Below are 18,942 nucleotides of genomic sequence, written 5' to 3'. Positions count from 1 at the left end.
CTAAATGAATTTTACTTCAGTAGTCACTCTTCAAGACTTGATATTTTTTCGTACCCTAAGGTACTGGATATCGTCTTGTGGAGTGCCCACACAGATTGTCTGATAAATTGTTAAAGAGCAGTGAGTTAGCCGTCGTAGCTTGCTATCTCGAGGTGGCGTATACTACGCTTTTCACCCGAAGAGTCAAGCGTTTATTTCGCTTTTCTCTTACCAACCTGGCGACTGGTTCTCGTTAGAGGAGTCGTTGTTCCCGGTCAGTGGAGGCGCATTATAGGGAGTTCTCAGAAGGCCGCAACCCCTAAATGCAAAAAACTTTTCAAGCGCGGATTTTTTCGGCAAAACGCTGCACAAGCCAGCGATTCCGTCACTTTTTCCGGCAAACAGCCACAAAAGCTGGCGATCCGTGGAGTAAAATAAGAATAACGATGTCAGTAAGGACCCGCAGCCATGCAATTTAACGCTCAACAACAGGCCGCCCAACGTAACCTTTCTTATCTGCTTGCAGAGAAACTCGGCCAACAAATTCTGGCTGGCGATTATCAGGCGGGCAGTATCTTGCCCGGAGAGATGGAACTGGGGGAACAATTCGGCGTTAGCCGCACGGCCGTGCGCGAAGCAGTAAAGATGCTGGCAGCCAAAGGTATGCTGTTGCCACGCCCGCGCATCGGTACCCGGGTGATGCCGCAAAGCCAGTGGAATTTTCTCGATCAGGATTTACTGACCTGGTGGATGACCCGGGAAAACTTCGATCAGGTGATGCAACACTTCCTTATATTACGCACGTCATTGGAACCGCAAGCCTGCTCACTGGCTGCGACTAACGCCAGCGCTCAGCAAACCGCGCTTCTGGCCGAATTGATGGCGGAGATGCGCGCGCTGCATACCCAGTTTGACCGCGAACGCTGGATCCAGGTCGATACCCAATTCCACCAGCTTATCTATAAAGCCAGCGGCAACCCGTTCCTGACATCATTCGCCAACCTGTTCAGTTCGGTGTATCAAAGCTACTTCCGCGCCATTACCGGCAACGAAGTGATTAAGCTCCAACACCATCAGGCCATCGTAGATGCGATACTGGCCGGTGACGGCCCCCAGGCGTTAGCCGCATGCCAGGTTTTACTTAAAGAGAAAGACTGACTCATCCCCTACTTATATATAGAGAAGAAAGGTGAGAGAGACGGACACGACAGTTAACCAGGACCGACAATGACCAAATCCGCGCGTAGTATGGCAGGGCTACCCTGGATCGCCGCAATGGCGTTCTTTATGCAGGCGCTGGACGCCACCATTCTCAACACCGCATTGCCGGCGATCGCCCACAGTCTGGATCGCTCGCCATTGGCAATGCAGTCTGCCGTGATCAGCTATACGCTGACGGTCGCCATGCTGATCCCGGTCAGTGGCTGGCTGGCGGACCGCTTCGGCACCCGCCGGGTATTTATCCTCGCGGTGTCGCTGTTTACCCTCGGCTCACTGCTGTGTGCGCTTTCCCCTACGTTGAGCGTGCTGGTGACCTCACGTGTCATTCAGGGGATCGGCGGCGCGATGATGATGCCGGTAGCGCGTCTGGCGCTGCTGCGCGCCTACCCGCGCAGCGAACTATTACCGGTACTGAACTTCGTGACCATGCCGGGGTTGGTTGGGCCGATCATGGGGCCGCTACTGGGCGGCTGGCTGGTGACCTACGCCACCTGGCATTGGATTTTCCTGATTAATATCCCGATAGGCCTGCTCGGCATCTTCTATGCACGTAAATACATGCCGGACTTCACCACCCCCAAGCGCCGTTTCGATCTCATTGGTTTTATGTTGTTTGGCCTGAGTCTGGTGCTGGTTTCCACCGGGCTTGAGCTGTTCGGCGAACGGGTCCTGGCCAGCTATATCTCGCTGGGTATCCTGCTGAGCGGCGTGGTGATGCTGTTCGGTTATATCGCTCATGCCCGCAGGCATCCCCAACCGCTGATTGGTCTGGATTTATTCAAGACCCGCACCTTCTCGGTGGGTATTGCCGGCAACGTCGCCTCACGCCTGGGTACCGGCTGCGTGCCGTTCCTGATGCCGCTGATGCTGCAGGTGGGCTTCGGTTACTCTGCGATTATCGCCGGCTGCATGATGGCGCCGACCGCCGTCGGTTCGCTGATGGCAAAATCCACCGTCACACAGGTGCTGCGCTGGTTCGGTTACCGCAAGACGTTGGTTGGCATCACTGTGATTATCGGCGTCTTGATTGCCCAGTTCGCGCTGCAAAGCCCGGGGATGCCGCTGTGGTTGATGATCTTGCCGCTGTTCGTTCTCGGCATGGCGATGTCTACGCAATTCACTGCCATGAATACCATCAGTCTGGCGGATTTAAACGATGCCAATGCCAGCTCCGGCAACAGCGTACTGGCGGTCACCCAGCAGCTTTCCATCAGCTTCGGCGTGGCGATCAGCGCAGCAGTTTTGCGTTTCTACGAATCGATGTCGCTCGGCACCATGATCGACCACTTCCACTACACCTTTATTACCATGGGGATTGTCACCGTCGCGTCGGCGTTTGTCTTCATGCTGTTGAGAACAAAGGATGGTCGCAATCTGATCGGCGGCCGGGAAGCGAAGAAAGAAGCGAAAGCGGCGGGCTAGCGGTGGCCCACCGAAGCACGTTCCACCAGCTCCGGGGTCAGCACCAGGACCTGGGCTTCCCGTTCAGGGTTCTGCAGACGGTTGATCAACGCATCAATCGCCAGTTCGCCCAGCGAATCTTTCGGCTGGTGAATGGTACTTAGCGGCGGCGCGAGGTACTTGGCCAGCTCGATATCATCGTAGCCCATCACCGCCATGTCCTGCGGTACCGACAGTCCGGCCTGGTACAACGCCTGATAGGCGCCTACCGCTACCGCGTCGTTACCGGCGAATACCGCATGCGGCGGTTCGGCCAACGCCAGCAGCTGTTTCATCGCGGTAACGCCACCTTCAAATTCAAAGTCGCAGTGCACTTCGTATCCGGGCAGGATCGCCAGCCCGGCGCGTTGCATGGCGCGGCGGTAGCCTTCCAAACGATGGCGTGCAGTGGTTTTATCCTGCGGGCCGGCGATACAGGCAATGTTGCGATAACCGCGGGCGATAAGGTGATCGGTCGCCATCTCCCCACCCAACAACGAGTTATCCTGAATGATATCGTTAGCCCCTTCGAAGGGCGCCCAGTCCATCATCACAATCGGCAGCGACGGATAGCGGCTCAACGCGTCCTGCGACGGTCGGTGGTTTTCGGTGCACATCAACAGCAAGCCATCGACGCGTTTTTGCAACAGCGTCTCCATGCTGCGGTTCATGCGTGCGGCATCTTCTTCGGTATTGCACAGGATCAGGCTGTAGCCGCGCTCGTAGCAGCTGCGCTCAACGCCACGCACCACTTCGGCATAGAACGGGTTGTTGCTGGAGGTAACCAGCATGCCAATGGTCCGCGTCTGGTTCAGCTTCAGGCTGCGCGCCAACGCGGAGGGCGCATAGTTCAATTGTTCAACGGCCGCCATGACCTTGTCGCGCACGCTGTCGCTGACAAAGCGATTGTTATTGATAACGTGTGAAACCGTCGAGGTTGAAACGCCCGCCAGGCGGGCGACATCTTTCATGGTGGCCAAAGGCGTTACTCCTGCTGCTGCAAGAAGGCGTCGATCTCTTCACGCCAGGGTACGGAGGGCTGAGCGCCGGGACGGGTTACCGCAATCGCCGCCGCCGCATGGGCAAAGCGCACCGCATTCGCCATAGTTTTACCTTCCAGTAGCGCCGTCACCAGCGCCCCGTTGAAGGTATCACCGGCAGCGATGGTGTCTACCGCTTTAACCTTGAAGCCGGGTACCAACTTACCGTTGCCGTTATCACTCAACCAAACGCCACGGCTGCCAAGAGTTATGATCACCGTGCCGATGCCTTTATCGTGCAAGGCTTTCGCCGCACGCGCCGCGTCATCATCATTCGCGATAGCTATGCCGGTGAGGCGCTGGGCTTCTGTTTCATTGGGCGTAATCATATCGACCAACGCCAGCAGTTCATCCGGCAGCTCACGCGCCGGTGCCGGATTGAGGATCACCTGCGTTTGATGCTGCTTCGCCAGACGGGCGGCGGCCATCACCGTTTCCAGCGGCGACTCGAGTTGCATCAGCAAAGCATCGGCTTCAATAACCCGTTGCTGGTAACGCGCCAGATAGTCGGGCGTTACGGCGGCATTGGCGCCGGCATCGATACCGATCACGTTCTCGCCTTCCGCATTAACAAAAATCAGCGCCACACCCGTGGTGTTGTCGGCAATCGCCTCAATAGGTTGGGTATCAATGCGATCGGTCGCCAATTGCAGGCGGATGCGTTCACCGATGTCATCTGCGCCGACGCAGGCTATAAAAGCGATATCCGCACCGCTGCGCCCTGCCGCCACCGCCTGATTCGCGCCTTTACCGCCAAATGCCACCTTATACTGTTTCCCGATCACCGTTTCGCCCGGGCGGGGAAACTGCTCAATATTGAGGATATGGTCGGCATTGATACTGCCAAGCACCACCAGCTTACCTGTTTCCATCGCATTGATTCCTGAATTGCGCGCCATCACAAACGCCCCGTTTTGATGGCGCTGGTATGACTTATTTAGTGACCAGTTTCAAATCAACCGGGAGGGTGGCCGGCACTTTCTCGCCTTTCAAGACTTTATCTGCCGTTTCCACGCCAATCACGCCGATTTGATCCGGACGCTGCGCCACGGTCGCCGCCAACTTGCCGCCTTCAACCGCTTTCACGCCGTCGGCGGTGCCGTCGAAGCCTACCACGACCACATCGGTTTTACCGGCGGTTTGCAGCGCGCGCAGTGCGCCCAGCGCCATTTCGTCGTTCTGCGCAAACACCGCCTGCACGTCCGGGTGAGCAGTCAGCAGGTTTTGCATTACGTTCAGGCCCTTGGTGCGGTCGAAATCTGCCGGCTGGCTGGCCAGCAGTTTGAATTTGTTCTGCTCAAGCGACTGTTTGAACCCTTCGCCACGCTCGCGGGCGGCAGAGGTGCCGGCAATCCCTTCCAGTTGGATCACTTTAGCGTCTGTGCCCACTTTTTTAGCGATAAAGTCGCCGGCCATTTTGCCGCCAACGCGGTTGTCCGAGGCGATATGGCTGACCACCTCTCCCTTGCTTGCCACGCGGTCCAGCGTAATGACCGGGATCTTGGCTTGATTGGCCATCTTGATGGCGTTACCCACCGCATCGGAATCCGTTGGGTTAATCAGCAGCAGTTTAGGCGCCTGCACCATCAGATCCTGCACGTTAGCCAGCTCTTTCGCCGGGTTGTTCTGCGAGTCCAGCACCACCAGGTTATAACCCAACTTGTTGGCTTCCTGCTGCGCGCCTTCTTTCATGGAAACGAAGAACGGGTTATTCAGGGTGGACACCACCAGTGCGATGGTGTCTTTCGCCAACGCGTTAGCGCTTAAGGTGGCGGTCAGAGCGAAGGCCGAAGCCAGGATTGCCAGTTTTTTCATTTTCATCATCGTGATTCCTGTAGGGGAGGTTACTTGTTGCTTTTGTTATCTACCAGAACCGCCAGCAGTATCACCACTGCCTTCACGATCATTTGGTAGTAGGAAGAAACACCCAGTAAATTCAGGCCGTTGTTCAGGAAGCCGAGGATCAGCGCCCCGATCAGCGTGCCTACGATGCGGCCTTTGCCACCCGCCAGGCTGGTGCCACCCAGCACGACGGCGGCGATGGCATCCAACTCATAGCCGGTACCGGCAGTCGGCTGCGCAGAAGACAAACGCGCCACTTCGATAACGCCAGCCAGCGCCGCCAGCAGCCCGCACAGTGAATAAACGATAATCTTCACTTTATCGACGCTAATGCCGGAAAGGCGGGTCGCCGCTTCGTTACCGCCCAGGGCATAAATATAGCGGCCCAGGCGAGTGTGATGCAGCATGTACCAGGCGGCGATAAACACTATCGCCATGATCCAGATCGGGGTTGGCACCCCTAGCGGGCGGCCGATACCGAACCAGCCGAAGGTATCAGCCACGTCGGTAAAGCCGGTATTCACCGGGCTGCCGTTGGTGTACACCATGGTGACGCCGCGCAGCAGCAACATCATCACCAGGGTGGCAATAAATGCCTGCACCTTGCCTTTGGCGACAATAACGCCGGTGCAGGCGCCCACCGCAGCACCCAACGCCAGCGCCGCCGCAACGGCCACCACCGCGTTAATTTCAAAACCGACGATCGACGCCGCCACCGCACCGGTCAGCGCCAGCAGCGATCCCACCGACAGATCGATACCGGAAGTCAGGATCACCAGCGTCATCCCGACCGCCATAATGGCGTTCACCGAGGTTTGCTGGAGGATATTGAACAGGTTGTTCAGGGTGAAGAAATTCGGGCTCATTGAAGAGACCACGGCAATCAGCACCAGCAGAGCAATCAGGGACTTTTGCTCTAACAGCCACTCTTTACTGAACCAGCGCTTTGCGACACTCTGGGAACTCATATCTGATTACTCCTGCTTTACGCCGTATTGCTTGCCGACGGCCGCTGCCATCAACACTTCCTGGGTGGCCTGTTCAATCGGGAATTCACCGCTTAGGTGCCCTTCGTGCATGACCAGGATGCGGTCGCTCATGCCCAGCACCTCCGGCATTTCCGAAGACACCAGAATGATGCTCAGCCCTTCCTGCTTGAACTGGTTGATTAACTGATAGATTTCTTTTTTGGCACCGACGTCGACCCCGCGCGTCGGCTCGTCGAGGATCAGCACCTTTGGTCGCGTCATCAGGCCGCGGGCAATCGCCACCTTCTGCTGATTACCGCCGGAAAGCAGGCCAATCGGCTGCTCCATCGAGGGGGTCTTGATATTGAACAGGCGAATGAAATCCCCTACCGCCTGCTGCTCATCAGCCTGTTTCAGGCTACCGCCGGCGCGGCTGAAATAACGCAGCGCAGTCAGCGACATGTTTTCCTTCACCGACATCCCCAGCACCAGGCCATCGCGCTTGCGGTCTTCGGAGATATACACGATGCCGTTCGCCAGGCCGTCCTGCGGGGAGCGAGTCACCACCTCATGGCCATCGAGGCTGACCGTGCCGGCTTTGCGCGGCGCGGCGCCGTAGAGAATTTTCATCAACTCGGTGCGCCCGGCACCCATCAGCCCAGCCACACCCAGGATTTCACCGCGGTAGAGAGTAAAGCTGACGTCATGCACGCCGGGGCCGGAAAGCTGGCTGACCTCCAGCCGCTTTTCGCCACGCGGCAGGTTAAGCCGCGGGTACTGCTCCTCCAGCTTGCGGCCGACCATCATTTCGATAAGCAGGTCTTCCTGCAGCTCACTGACTGGCCGCTCAGCGATAAACTGCCCGTCACGGAACACCGTGACGTCATCGCAGATTTCGAAGATCTCCTTCAGCCGGTGCGAGATATAAACAATGCCGCGCCCCTCGGCCTTCAGCTCGTTGATCACTTTAAATAAAGACGCGGTTTCCGTGTCGGTCAGCGCATCGGTCGGCTCATCCATGATGATGACTTTCGACTCGAAGCTCAGCACCTTGGCAATTTCCACCATCTGCTGATCGCCGATCGACAGTTCGCCCACCAGCCGGTGGCTGCTGTAACTCAGGTTCAGCCGTGCCAGCAGTTTGTCGGCTTCGGCGTACATTCGCTTCCAGTCGATGCGGCCAAAGCGGTTAACAAACTCACGCCCGAGGAAAATGTTTTCCGCAATCGTCAGTTGCGGGATCAGGTTCAGTTCCTGATGGATAATGCCGATGCCCGCTTCCTGCGAATCCTTTGGCCCATTGAACGCCACCTCTTTGCCGAGAAAATACTGACTGCCGGCGTCTTTGTCATAGATGCCGGTCAGCACTTTCATCATGGTGGACTTCCCGGCGCCGTTTTCACCCACCAGCGCCATCACCTTACCGGAATAGACGCTGAGCGCGGCGCCGGAAAGCGCCTTCACGCCGGGAAAGGCTTTATCGATCCCTTTCAGTTGCAGTAAAGGTTGCATAAATGCCTCAGAAAGTTACGCCGGCGCAGAGGATGACGTTCGCGTACGGCGAACATTCACCGCTGCGGATCACCGCCCGGCTGTGTTCAGTTTGCGCTTTAAAAGCCTGGTGGCTGATATAACTCACGCTAATGGTGTTTCCCTGGTGTTGGCCAAGCTGTATCAGTTGAGCCAACAAAGCTTGGTGGAGCTGCGGATTTTGATTCACCATCTCTTCCGCCAGAATGGCGCTTTCAACCTGCATCTCCTGCGTCACTACCCCGACCACCTGCAAAAACGTCGGCACTCCCTGGGTCAGCGCCAGATCGATACGCTGCGTTACCGCCGGGATCGGCAGCCCTGCATCGCAGATGACAATCTGATCGGTATGGCCGAGCCGGGAAACCACGGCAGAAACCTCAGCATTCAGCAGTACGCCTTTTTTCATCTTCTCACTCCAGCAGCGAAACGTTTCGCTATCGGATGAGTTTAAAAAAACGGCAGGGGAAGGCAACTGGGATAATGCAGAAATGTGATCGCTATCGAAACGTTTCGCTCACACAACTAAAAAGCGGAAACAAAAGGGGCCCAGCATGGCTGAGCCCCTGAGAGGGAGTTAAATCTCGACCTGGGTTCCCAGTTCTATCACCCGATTCGGCGGGATCTCAAACTGGTCCGGCGCACGCAGCGCGTTACGGCTCAGTGCGATAAACAGCTTACCGCGCAGGAACAGATACCAGGGCCGCTTGGTCAGGATCAGCGACTCATGCGACATAAAGAACGAGGTTTCCGTCATGCGGCACGGCAGCCCTTCCAGCCCACAGCGGTGGAACACTTCTTCAACGTTCGGCGTTTCGCGCCAGCCGTAGCTGGCCACCACCCGCCAGAAGGTCGGTGAAAGCTGTTCGATGGTCACCCGGCGCACATTGTGTACGTAAGGCGCATCCTCGGTGCGCAGCGTCAGCAGCACTACCCGCTCATGCAGCACCTTGTTGTGTTTCAGGTTATGCAGCAGCGCAAAAGGGATCACGTTAATGGCGCGCGACATAAATACCGCCGTACCAGGCACTCGCACCGGCGGCGATTTCTCCAGTGAGGCAATCATCGCCTCCAGAGAGTTACCGTGTTCATGCATGCGGCGCAACAGACGGAAACGTTCGCTTTTCCAGGTGGTCATGATGATGAACATCACCAGCGCCAGCAACAACGGCAGCCAACCGCCAGAGAACAGTTTCAGGGCGTTGGCGGAGAACATCGGCACGTCGATAATCAGCAGGATAATCAGGATGCCGACCATGAAGAAGCGGTTCCAATGCCAGTTTTTGATCGCCACCGAGGTCACCAGAATGCTGGTCAGCACCATGGTGCCGGTCACGGCAATGCCATACGCCGCCGCCAGGTTGCTGGAGTGTTCGAAGCCCACAATCACCAGCACTACCGCGATATACAACGTCCAGTTAATCACCGGAATATAGATTTGGCCCGATTCCATTTCCGAGGTATGGATAATGCGCATCGGCGACAGATACCCCAGGCGCACCGCCTGGCGGGTCAGGGAGAACACGCCGGAAATCACCGCCTGCGAGGCGATGACCGTAGCCAGCGTCGCCAATATCAGCAGCGGGATCAGCGCCCAGTCCGGCGCCAGCAGGAAGAACGGGTTCTTGATCGCCTCGGGATTTTTCAGCAGCAACGCGCCCTGGCCGAAATAGTTCAGCACCAGCGAAGGCAACACCACGGTGAACCAGGCCAGGCGGATAGGGAATTTGCCGAAGTGCCCCATATCGGCATACAGCGCCTCAACGCCGGTGATCGACAGCACCACCGCGCCAAGCGCAAAGAACGAGACCTTCTTATATTCCATAAAGAAGTTCAGCGCCCATTTCGGGTTCATCGCCTGCAACACTTCCGGGTTAGCGATGATGCTGCGCGCGCCCAGCACCGCCAACACGATAAACCACAGCAGCATCACCGGGGCAAACAGTTTGCCGACGCTGCCGGTACCGTGTTTTTGGATAGCGAACAGCAGCGTCAGCACCAGAATGGATAAGGGGACGATATAGCCATCGAGCGATGGCGCGGCGATCTCCAGCCCCTCTATCGCCGACATCACCGATATCGCCGGGGTGATCACCACCTCACCATAGAAGAAGCTGCCGCCAATCAGGCCGAGAATAACCAGCACCGCAGTGGTGCGCGCCGAGGTATTGCGCCCGGCCAGCGACATCAGTGTCAGGATACCGCCTTCGCCGGCATTATCCGCACGCATGACATAGCTAAGGTATTTAAGCGAAACAATGATAATCAGCATCCAGAAAATCAGGGACAGGAAGCCAAACACCACGTCAGGACGCACATCGAAGCCATAATGGCCGGAGAAACATTCTCTCAGGGTATAAAGAGGGCTGGTGCCGATATCACCGTAAACCACCCCAATGGCCGCCAGAGTTACCGCTGATAAGGACTGTTTATGTTCTGTGCTCATAATTCGTTTCTTTATTAGAACATCCGTTAGCGATGCATCCGCATCAGCCAGAGATACGGGCTCTAAGATCCGTTACGCCCACTAAAAGGCGCACAGTATGCACGATTTATACTGCTTGCCTACTCTTATATCAGCCCCAAAAAATAAACAAAATGTGAACCAGCCACTCTTTTGATAATAGAAAGATTTTACTAATCAACAAGCTATACCATTAAAAATAATGGTGGTTTATCATCGGATTATCCACCAAGATTGGCTAACTCTCGGACAACACGACAATAATATGGCGCCATCATCACTTCTGGCAGAACGGATCTCCCGCCTCAGCAGCGCGCTGGAGAGCGGTCTTTATGAACGGCAGGAAGCAATTCGCCTGTGTTTACTGGCGGCGCTCAGCGGTGAAAGCGTGTTTCTTCTCGGCCCGCCCGGCATCGCCAAAAGCCTGATAGCCCGCCGGTTAAAATTCGCCTTTCGCAGCGCGCGCTCGTTTGAATACCTGATGACGCGTTTCTCGACGCCGGAAGAAGTGTTCGGCCCGCTGTCTATCCAGGCATTAAAAGATGAAGGCCGCTATCAGCGTTTGACCGCCGGCTATCTGCCCGAGGCAGAGATCGTGTTCCTGGATGAAATCTGGAAGGCCGGCCCGGCCATCCTTAATACCCTGTTAACGGCGATCAACGAACGCCGCTTCCGCAACGGCAACAGCGAAGAACCGATCCCGCTGCGGTTACTGGTTACCGCCTCTAACGAACTGCCTGAGGCCGACAACAGTCTGGAGGCGCTGTACGACCGCATGCTGATCCGCCTGTGGCTGGACAAAGTTCAGGATAAACAGAATTTCCGCTCACTGCTGGTCAGCCGCCAGAACGAGAATGACAACCCGGTCCCTGAAGCCTTGAGCATCAGCGACGAAGAGTTTCACCAGTGGCAGTCTCAGATCGACAAGGTCAAGCTGCCCGAAGGCTGTTTTGAACTGATATTCCAGTTGCGCCAGCGATTGGATGCGCTGGAGAGTGCGCCCTACGTCTCCGACCGTCGTTGGAAAAAGGCATTGCGGCTGTTGCAGGCCTGCGCCTTCTTCAGCGGCCGCGACGCCGTCGCCCCGCTCGACCTGATGTTATTGAAAGATTGTCTGTGGCATGACCTCACTTCGCTAAAGCTGCTGCAACAGCAAATCGACCAATTGCTGACCGAGTCAGCCTATCAGCAGCAGACGCTGTTGATTCAACTGCAACAGATCCACACCCGCTGGCTGCAACACCAACAGCAGCAGAGCGATCGTCAGGCGATAGCGCTGGTGAAAAAAGGCGGTATGTTCAGCAGAAAGCCCCAATACATGGCGGCGGCACCGTTAGGCACCGGCACCCTGACTCTGCTGCTGCAAAAACCGCTGCAACTGCATGATATTCAGGTCAACCATCTGAGCATTGAAAGCAGCGCGCTGGAAAACTGGCTGCAAAAGGGCGGCGACGTGCGCGCCAAGCTGAACGGCATCGGCTTTGCCCAGCAGATCGACCTGGAAGTGGACGAGCAGTTGCACCTGACGGTGCTGGACGTCAGCCGCCAGCCTTCGCTGCTGGCCCTGCCCGGTAAACAGACCGGCGGTACACCCCAGGCGATGCTGGACGAAATGGACGCGTTGGCACAGCGTCTGGCGGAACAGCGCCGGTTGTTCAGCCAACACCAGCCCTGCCTGTTTACCCCTGCCGGTGGCCTGGCAAAAATTGAAGCCAGCCTGTTGCAGGTGGCGGAACAGATCAAACAGCAGCACCAGCAGATGCGCGGCCAGTAACGATGCTCAGCCTGGAAACGCTCGATCTGCTGCTGGCGATCACCGAAGGTGAGCTGATCGAGGAGATGATCGTCGGCATGCTGGCAGCCCCGCAGCTAACGGTTTTCTTCAAGAAATTTCCGGCCATCCGCCGGGCGCTGGATCGCGACCTGCCGCGCTGGAAGCTGCAACTGAAAGAGCGTATCCATGAAGCCATGGTCCCGCCGGCGCTGGCTCAGGAGTTTTATCGCTATCAACAGTGCCAGTTGGAGAACAATACCCAGTTCTATCACCACCTGAACGACACCCTCGATCTACTGCGCCAGCTGGTTTCCCCGTTTTATGAGCAGGCCCGTTCGCTGGTGGATGCCGCCGATCTGCCCAATCATCCGCTGGACGACAGTTTCCAGACCCTGTTTTTGCAGCGCTGGCGCATCAGCCTGACGCTACAGGCCACCATGCTGCACCATCAGTTGCTGGAACAGGAGCGAGAGCAACTGATGGCGGAGTTGCAGGAACGTCTGGCGCTGAGCGGTGCGCTGGAGCCGCTGTTGTCGGAAAACGACACCGCCGCCGGGCGGTTGTGGGATATGAGCAAAGGCCACCTGCAACGCGGCGACTACCAGCGGCTGGTGGAATATGGCAATTTCCTGCAACAGCAGCCGGAGCTGAAAAAATTGGCGCAGCAATTGGGCCGGAGCTATCAGGCCAAGGCGGTGCAACAGCAAGATGCACTGCCGGAACCGTTCCGCGTAATGGTCCAGGTGCCGGCCACGCTGCCGGAAGAGGTCAGCGGCATTCACCAAAGCGACGATATTCTGCGCCTGCTGCCGCCGGAACTGGCCACGCTGGGCATTGAAGAGCTGGAGTTCGAATTTTACCGTCGCCTGCTGGAAAGGCGGCTGTTGACGTATCGCCTGCAGGGCGACGTCTGGCAAGAACAAATCCTGATCCGACAGGTCACCCACCAGCAGCAAGATCAGCAACCGCGTGGGCCGTTTATCGTCTGCGTGGACACTTCAGGTTCGATGGGCGGTTTCAATGAGCAGTGCGCCAAGGCTTTTTGCCTGGCGCTGCTGCGCATCGCGTTGGCGGATAACCGCCGTTGCTACATTATGCTGTTCGCCAACCAGATCGTGCATTACGAACTTACCGCCGCCAGCGGCATCGAGCAGGCGGTACGTTTTCTCGGCCAGCATTTTCGCGGCGGCACCGATCTGGCCGCCTGCCTGAACGCCACGGTCACAAAAATGGCAGACAGCGGCTGGTTTGACGCCGATGCGGTGATCATTTCTGACTTTATTGCCCAGCGGTTGCCGGAGGAAGTCATAAAGAAGGTGAAACAGCAGCAACAAAGCCACCAGCAGCGCTTTCATGCCGTGGCGATGTCTGCCTATGGCAAACCCGGCATCATGCGCATCTTCGATCATATCTGGCGCTTTGATACCGGGTTAAAAAGCCGTTTAATGCGCCGCTGGCGGCGCTGAGGATTACAACAACCCTTCGACCGCTTCACGCACTTGCGGCGACCACACGCCGCATTGCACCTGGCCGATATGCGACAGCTGCAGCAACAGCATGACCAGACGCGATTGACCGATGCCACCGCCAATGGTCTGCGGCATATCGCCGCGCAGCAACGACTGATGCCATTCCAGCTTGAGACGATCTTCATCGCCAGTCAGCGACAGTTGGCGTTTCAGCGCCTCGGCATCAACGCGGATCCCCATAGAAGAAAGTTCAAAGGCATCCTGCAATATCGGGTTCCACACCACAATATCGCCGTTCAGGCCGGCCAGCCCTTCAGCCGCCGGTGTGGTCCAGTCATCATAATCCGGCGCACGCACGTCGTGGGATTTGCCATGCGACAGTTTACCGCCGATACCGATCAGGAATACCGCACCCAGCTCTTTGGCAATAGCCCGCTCGCGGCCTTTGGCGTCCAGCTCGGGGTAACGTTGCAACAGGGTTTCGCTGTGAACAAAGTGGATTTGCTCTGGCAGGAACGGCGTTAAGCCGTATTCGCGGCTCACTTCGGCCTCCGTAGCCTTAATAGCCGCATAAATGCTGCGCACGGTGCTTTGCAGGTAATCCTGGCTGCGTTCACCGTCGCCCATCACCCGTTCCCAATCCCATTGATCAACGTAAACCGAGTGGATCGCGCTCAGACGATCTTCATCCGGGCGCAGCGCTTTCATATGGGTATACAGACCTTCACCTGCACCGAAATCATAGCTGCCCAAGGTTTTGCGTTTCCACTTGGCCAGTGAATGCACCACTTCGAAGGTGGCATCCGGCAAGGTTTTCACCTTCACTTGCACCGCTTTCTCGCTGCCGGACAGGTTGTCCTGAGTGCCGTCACCCAAACGGCTGAGGATAGGCGCCTGCACTTCGATCAGGCCAAGCTGCTGTTCCAACTGGCGGGAGAAGAAGGATTTAACCAGGCTGATTTGTTGTTGTTTTTGGATAAACTGTTTTTTCATTGCCGTATCTCTTATAAATTTGTCTCTGTTGCCATCGATTAAGCAACAGAACGGCAGCGTAATTCAATATCCGCTAATCAATATTGCCTTTTCACTTTTAATCATTCATTTTGAGGCGGTGATAATTCAACAATCAGCAATTAATGGGGGTTTAAATGGCGGAAAATTACCAGATCGATAATCTCGATCGCGGCATTCTCAACGCCCTGATGGAGAATGCGCGCACGCCCTATGCCGAACTGGCGAAGACCTTTGCCGTCAGTCCCGGCACCATCCATGTGCGGGTAGAGAAAATGAAGCAGGCCGGTATCATCACCGGCGCACGGGTAGACGTGAACCCCAAACGTCTGGGTTACGACGTCTGCTGTTTTATCGGCATTATATTAAAGAGTGCCAAAGACTATCCTTCCGCGCTTAAAAAACTCGAAAGCCTGGAGGAAGTGGTCGAGGCCTACTACACCACTGGCCACTACAGCGTGTTTATCAAAGTGATGTGCCGCTCGATAGATGCATTGCAACAAGTACTTATCAACAAGATCCAGACGATTGACGAGATCCAGTCCACCGAAACCCTGATCTCGCTGCAGAACCCCATCATGCGTACCATCACGCCTTAGTCAGTTAATTAGTATACCCATATTATCCACAGGTAGATCCCAGCCGATTCACAGCGTACAATGCTGCGACTTTAAGAAGGCTGGGATCATTCATTCATGGCAGATATAACCCTGATCAGTGGCAGTACGCTTGGCAGCGCCGAGTATGTAGCCGAACATTTGGCTGAAAAGCTGGAAGAGGCAGGCTTCACTACCGAGATGCTGCACGGTCCTGAATTGGATGAACTGACCCTGTCCGGGCGTTGGCTGGTGGTGTCTTCAACCCACGGCGCCGGCGACTTGCCGGATAATCTGCAGCCGCTTCTGGAACAAATAGAAGAACAGCAGCCTGACTTATCGCAGGTACAGTTCGGTGCCGTCGGTTTAGGCAGCTCTGAATACGATACCTTTTGCGGCGCGATCCAACGGATCAACGATCTTTTGATCGCCTGTGGAGCGAAAAGGATCGGCGATCGGTTGGAGATCGACGTGACTAAACACGAAATTCCTGAGGATCCGGCAGAGGAATGGGTGAAAAACTGGGTTAATTTACTCTAATTTGCTCAAAGATCACGCGAACGATTGTGGATAACTATGCTTGAAAGCAGGGTAAAAGCAGTAGTTATCCCAATAACAACCCTAGGTCGCTTTTTGTCCTGTGCATAACATGCCATTTAGATCCCAGCTTATAAGCAACAGGATCACCGATCATTCACAGCTAACGATCCTCCTTAATCCGCTGATCTCACTCGCGAATAATCACTTATCCACAGAGGATCGCGATCCTAATAAGAGATCTAATAAAGAGATCTTTAAATAAAAAAGATCTTCTTTTAATTACCTAAGATCCTGACCACTTGGTCGATCGACTAAACTTGAGTAGAATCTCCCACCCCAGGGCAAACAACGATCGTTCGCAATACGGCGAGGTGCAGTTCCATGTTTTATCCAGATCAATTTGACGTCATCATCATCGGTGGTGGCCATGCCGGTACCGAAGCCGCTATGGCTGCGGCACGCATGGGGCGTCAGACTTTATTATTGACACACAATATCGATACGCTGGGGCAGATGTCTTGCAACCCGGCAATTGGCGGTATTGGTAAAGGGCATCTGGTTAAGGAAATTGATGCACTTGGCGGCCTGATGGCCACGGCGATCGACCATGCCGGCATCCAGTTTAGGATACTAAACGCGAGTAAAGGCCCTGCGGTACGAGCGACTCGTGCTCAGGCAGACCGCGTGCTGTATCGCCAGGCAGTTCGCACCGCTCTGGAGAACCAGCCTAACCTGATGATCTTCCAACAGCCGGTCGAAGATCTGATTGTGGAAAACGATCGAGTCGTCGGTGCCGTTACCCAGATGGGCCTGAAATTCCGTGCCAAAGCGGTAGTACTGACCGTAGGCACCTTCCTGGACGGCAAGATCCACATTGGTCTGGAAAATTACAGCGGTGGCCGTGCCGGGGATCCTCCGTCGATCTCGCTGTCACAGCGTTTGCGTGAATTACCGCTGCGAGTAAACCGTCTAAAAACCGGTACGCCACCGCGCATTGACGCACGCACCATCGATTTCAGCGTATTGGCTCCGCAGCATGGCGATACGCCGATTCCGGTTTTCTCGTTCATGGGCAATGCCAATCAGCACCCGGAACAAATGGCGTGCTACATCACCCATACCAACGAAAAAACCCATGACGTGATCCGTAATAACCTCGATCGTAGCCCGATGTATGCCGGGATCATCGAAGGGATCGGCCCACGCTACTGCCCGTCGATCGAAGACAAAGTGATGCGCTTTGCCGATCGTAACGCGCACCAGATCTTCCTCGAACCGGAAGGCCTGACCAGCAATGAAATTTATCCAAACGGCATCTCCACCAGCTTGCCGTTTGACGTACAGATGCAGATCGTTCGTTCGATGGAAGGGATGCAGAATGCCCGCATCATTAGACCAGGCTATGCCATCGAATATGATTTCTTCGATCCGCGCGATCTGAAACCCACGTTGGAAAGCAAATTTATCCAGGGCTTGTTCTTCGCCGGCCAGATCAACGGCACCACCGGCTATGAAGAAGCCGCGGCCCAGGGCCTGCTGGCCGGTCTGAATGCCGGGCGCTACGCCAATGAAGACGAAGGCTGGTCGCCACGCCGCGATCAGGCCTATCTGGGCGTGCTGGTAGACGATCTCAGCACGCTGGGTACCAAAGAACCCTACCGCATGTTTACCTCACGCGCCGAATACCGCCTGATGCTGCGTGAAGACAATGCCGATCTGCGCCTGACCGAAAAAGGCCGCGAACTGGGCCTGGTTGACGATGCTCGCTGGGCGCGTTTCAGCGAGAAGCTGGAACATATCGAACAGGAACGTCAGCGCTTACGGGACATTTGGATGCACCCTCACGCCGAAAACGTCGAACAGGTCAACGCGTTGCTGAAAGCCCCGCTGTCACGTGAAGCTAACGGCGAGGAACTGCTGCGTCGACCTGAAATGGATTACGCCCTACTGACCACCGTTGCGGCTTTCGCGCCGCCGTTGGCGGATACTCAGGCTGCCGAACAGGTTGAGATCCAGGTAAAATACGAAGGTTATATCGCTCGCCAGCAGGAAGAGATCGAGAAGCAACAGCGCAACGAGAATACCGTGCTGCCGCTGGATCTCGATTATCAGCAGGTTTCCGGCTTGTCGAATGAAGTGATCGCCAAACTGAACGATCACAAACCGAACTCTATCGGGCAGGCTTCACGTATCTCCGGCATCACTCCTGCGGCGATCTCGATCCTGCTTATTTGGCTGAAAAAGCAGGGGCTGCTGCGCCGCAGCGCATAAATCCTGTTTCTGGGCGGCCGTTTGTTTATTCAGTGAACAAACGGCCGCTGACATCATCCCGGGCCTGAATTATCATGGTCGCCTTATTGGCCAGCCCTGATTAGGCTTGCCGTTCCGCGCCTGTCAGAGGACACGTTGTGCAGAAAAAATTAGATTCGCTGCTCTCGGCGGCAGGCATTGCGCTTCCCGATCAGCAAAAACAGCAGTTGCTGGGTTATGTCGGCATGCTGGATAAGTGGAACAAAGCTTACAACCTCACCTCCGTGCGCGATCCGCAGCAAATGCTGGTGCGCCATATTCTCGACAGCATTGTGGTGAACCCGCATCTGCAAGGCTCACGTTTTATCGACGTCGGCACTGGGCCTGGTCTGCCGGGTATCCCATTGGCTATCGTTCGTCCTGATTCTCATTTCACCCTGCTCGACAGTCTGGGCAAGCGCGTGCGCTTCCTGCGCCAGGTGCAGCATGAACTGGGGTTGACCAATATCGAGCCGGTGCAGAGCCGTGTTGAAGCGTTTCCGGCCGAGCCGCCTTTTGACGGCGTCATCAGCCGCGCTTTCGCTTCGCTGCAGGATATGCTGTCCTGGTGCCATCATCTGCCGGCAAAAGGGCAGGGGAGGTTCTACGCGCTGAAAGGGGTACGCCCGGATGAAGAGCTGGCGCAACTGCCTGAAGGCATAGTGCTGGAGTCGGTGGTGCGTCTGCAGGTGCCGGAACTCGAAGGTGAACGCCATTTGGTGGTACTTAAGGCAAACTGAGTTTGCTTTTGATCAAATAAGCGTGAATTAAAGAGGGTG

At 56.0% G+C, this 18,942-nt stretch carries 16 protein-coding genes; 8 read left to right on the top strand and 8 right to left on the bottom strand.

The features are described from left to right. Positions 1-447: 447 nt before the first annotated feature. Together ACUTSW_RS20190 and mdtD are read left to right on the top strand one after the other, a co-directional pair. Complete coding sequence (locus ACUTSW_RS20190; RefSeq protein ID WP_062792579.1) at positions 448-1,137, top strand: FadR/GntR family transcriptional regulator; 690 nt, start codon at positions 448-450, stop codon at positions 1,135-1,137. A 69-nt stretch (positions 1,138-1,206) separates the two neighbouring features. Next, on the top strand, positions 1,207-2,622 hold the full coding sequence (mdtD, locus tag ACUTSW_RS20185; RefSeq protein WP_062869088.1) for a multidrug transporter subunit MdtD: 1,416 nt from the start codon (positions 1,207-1,209) through the stop codon (positions 2,620-2,622). Here mdtD and rbsR read toward each other — a convergent pair. The 7 genes from rbsR to kup form a co-directional block, all read right to left on the bottom strand. Continuing rightward, the gene (gene rbsR / locus ACUTSW_RS20180; protein WP_006328992.1) at positions 2,619-3,620 is read right to left on the bottom strand and encodes a ribose operon transcriptional repressor RbsR; all 1,002 of its coding nucleotides are present in this window, start codon (positions 3,618-3,620) and stop codon (positions 2,619-2,621) included. The genes mdtD and rbsR overlap by 4 nt on opposite strands. A 5-nt stretch (positions 3,621-3,625) precedes the next feature. Further along, positions 3,626-4,552 (bottom strand): ribokinase, encoded by a 927-nt coding sequence (gene rbsK, locus ACUTSW_RS20175; RefSeq protein ID WP_445585198.1) that lies wholly within the window; start codon positions 4,550-4,552, stop codon positions 3,626-3,628. Between the two features lie 61 nt (positions 4,553-4,613). Further along, positions 4,614-5,501, bottom strand: coding sequence for a ribose ABC transporter substrate-binding protein RbsB (gene rbsB, locus ACUTSW_RS20170; protein WP_445585202.1), 888 nt, complete (start codon positions 5,499-5,501; stop codon positions 4,614-4,616). 23 nt (positions 5,502-5,524) lie between these two features. Continuing rightward, positions 5,525-6,490, bottom strand: coding sequence for a ribose ABC transporter permease (rbsC, locus tag ACUTSW_RS20165; RefSeq protein ID WP_004950441.1), 966 nt, complete (start codon positions 6,488-6,490; stop codon positions 5,525-5,527). A gap of 6 nt (positions 6,491-6,496) precedes the next feature. Next, positions 6,497-8,002, bottom strand: coding sequence for a ribose ABC transporter ATP-binding protein RbsA (rbsA, locus tag ACUTSW_RS20160; protein WP_445585197.1), 1,506 nt, complete (start codon positions 8,000-8,002; stop codon positions 6,497-6,499). 7 nt (positions 8,003-8,009) lie between these two features. Then, the gene (gene rbsD / locus ACUTSW_RS20155; RefSeq protein WP_004950445.1) at positions 8,010-8,429 is read right to left on the bottom strand and encodes a D-ribose pyranase; all 420 of its coding nucleotides are present in this window, start codon (positions 8,427-8,429) and stop codon (positions 8,010-8,012) included. Positions 8,430-8,597: 168 nt separating this feature from the next. Next, the gene (gene kup, locus ACUTSW_RS20150) at positions 8,598-10,466 is read right to left on the bottom strand and encodes a low affinity potassium transporter Kup (protein WP_062869091.1); all 1,869 of its coding nucleotides are present in this window, start codon (positions 10,464-10,466) and stop codon (positions 8,598-8,600) included. Between the two features lie 283 nt (positions 10,467-10,749). Between kup and ravA the strand changes: the two genes are divergently transcribed. Both ravA and viaA read left to right on the top strand, forming a co-directional pair. Then, on the top strand, positions 10,750-12,258 hold the full coding sequence (ravA, locus tag ACUTSW_RS20145) for an ATPase RavA (protein ID WP_006329002.1): 1,509 nt from the start codon (positions 10,750-10,752) through the stop codon (positions 12,256-12,258). A 2-nt stretch (positions 12,259-12,260) separates the two neighbouring features. After that, positions 12,261-13,724 carry an ATPase RavA stimulator ViaA gene (viaA, locus tag ACUTSW_RS20140; protein WP_004950455.1) on the top strand — a complete coding sequence of 488 codons (1,464 nt, stop codon included), beginning with the start codon at positions 12,261-12,263 and terminating at the stop codon, positions 13,722-13,724. A 3-nt stretch (positions 13,725-13,727) separates the two neighbouring features. Here the strand turns inward: viaA and asnA are convergent, their stop codons facing one another. Further along, positions 13,728-14,720: an aspartate--ammonia ligase gene (gene asnA / locus ACUTSW_RS20135; RefSeq protein WP_006329006.1), complete on the bottom strand. Its 993-nt coding sequence runs from the start codon at positions 14,718-14,720 to the stop codon at positions 13,728-13,730. Between the two features lie 155 nt (positions 14,721-14,875). On the opposite strand from asnA, the gene asnC reads away from it, so the two are divergent. From asnC to rsmG, 4 genes are all read left to right on the top strand, one after another. Then, complete coding sequence (gene asnC, locus ACUTSW_RS20130) at positions 14,876-15,337, top strand: transcriptional regulator AsnC (RefSeq protein ID WP_062869092.1); 462 nt, start codon at positions 14,876-14,878, stop codon at positions 15,335-15,337. A 96-nt stretch (positions 15,338-15,433) separates the two neighbouring features. Then, on the top strand, positions 15,434-15,874 hold the full coding sequence (mioC, locus tag ACUTSW_RS20125) for an FMN-binding protein MioC (protein WP_004950463.1): 441 nt from the start codon (positions 15,434-15,436) through the stop codon (positions 15,872-15,874). 381 nt (positions 15,875-16,255) lie between these two features. Beyond that, the gene (mnmG, locus tag ACUTSW_RS20120; protein WP_445585196.1) at positions 16,256-18,145 is read left to right on the top strand and encodes a tRNA uridine-5-carboxymethylaminomethyl(34) synthesis enzyme MnmG; all 1,890 of its coding nucleotides are present in this window, start codon (positions 16,256-16,258) and stop codon (positions 18,143-18,145) included. A gap of 137 nt (positions 18,146-18,282) precedes the next feature. Further along, positions 18,283-18,903, top strand: coding sequence for a 16S rRNA (guanine(527)-N(7))-methyltransferase RsmG (gene rsmG / locus ACUTSW_RS20115; protein ID WP_006321814.1), 621 nt, complete (start codon positions 18,283-18,285; stop codon positions 18,901-18,903). The last annotated feature ends 39 nt before the right edge of the window (positions 18,904-18,942 follow it).

It is taken from the genome of Serratia sp. TSA_198.1, from assembly GCF_052686505.1.
Note: the sequence above shows the minus strand (reverse complement) of the source record. Positions and strands in the feature narration are given on the sequence as shown.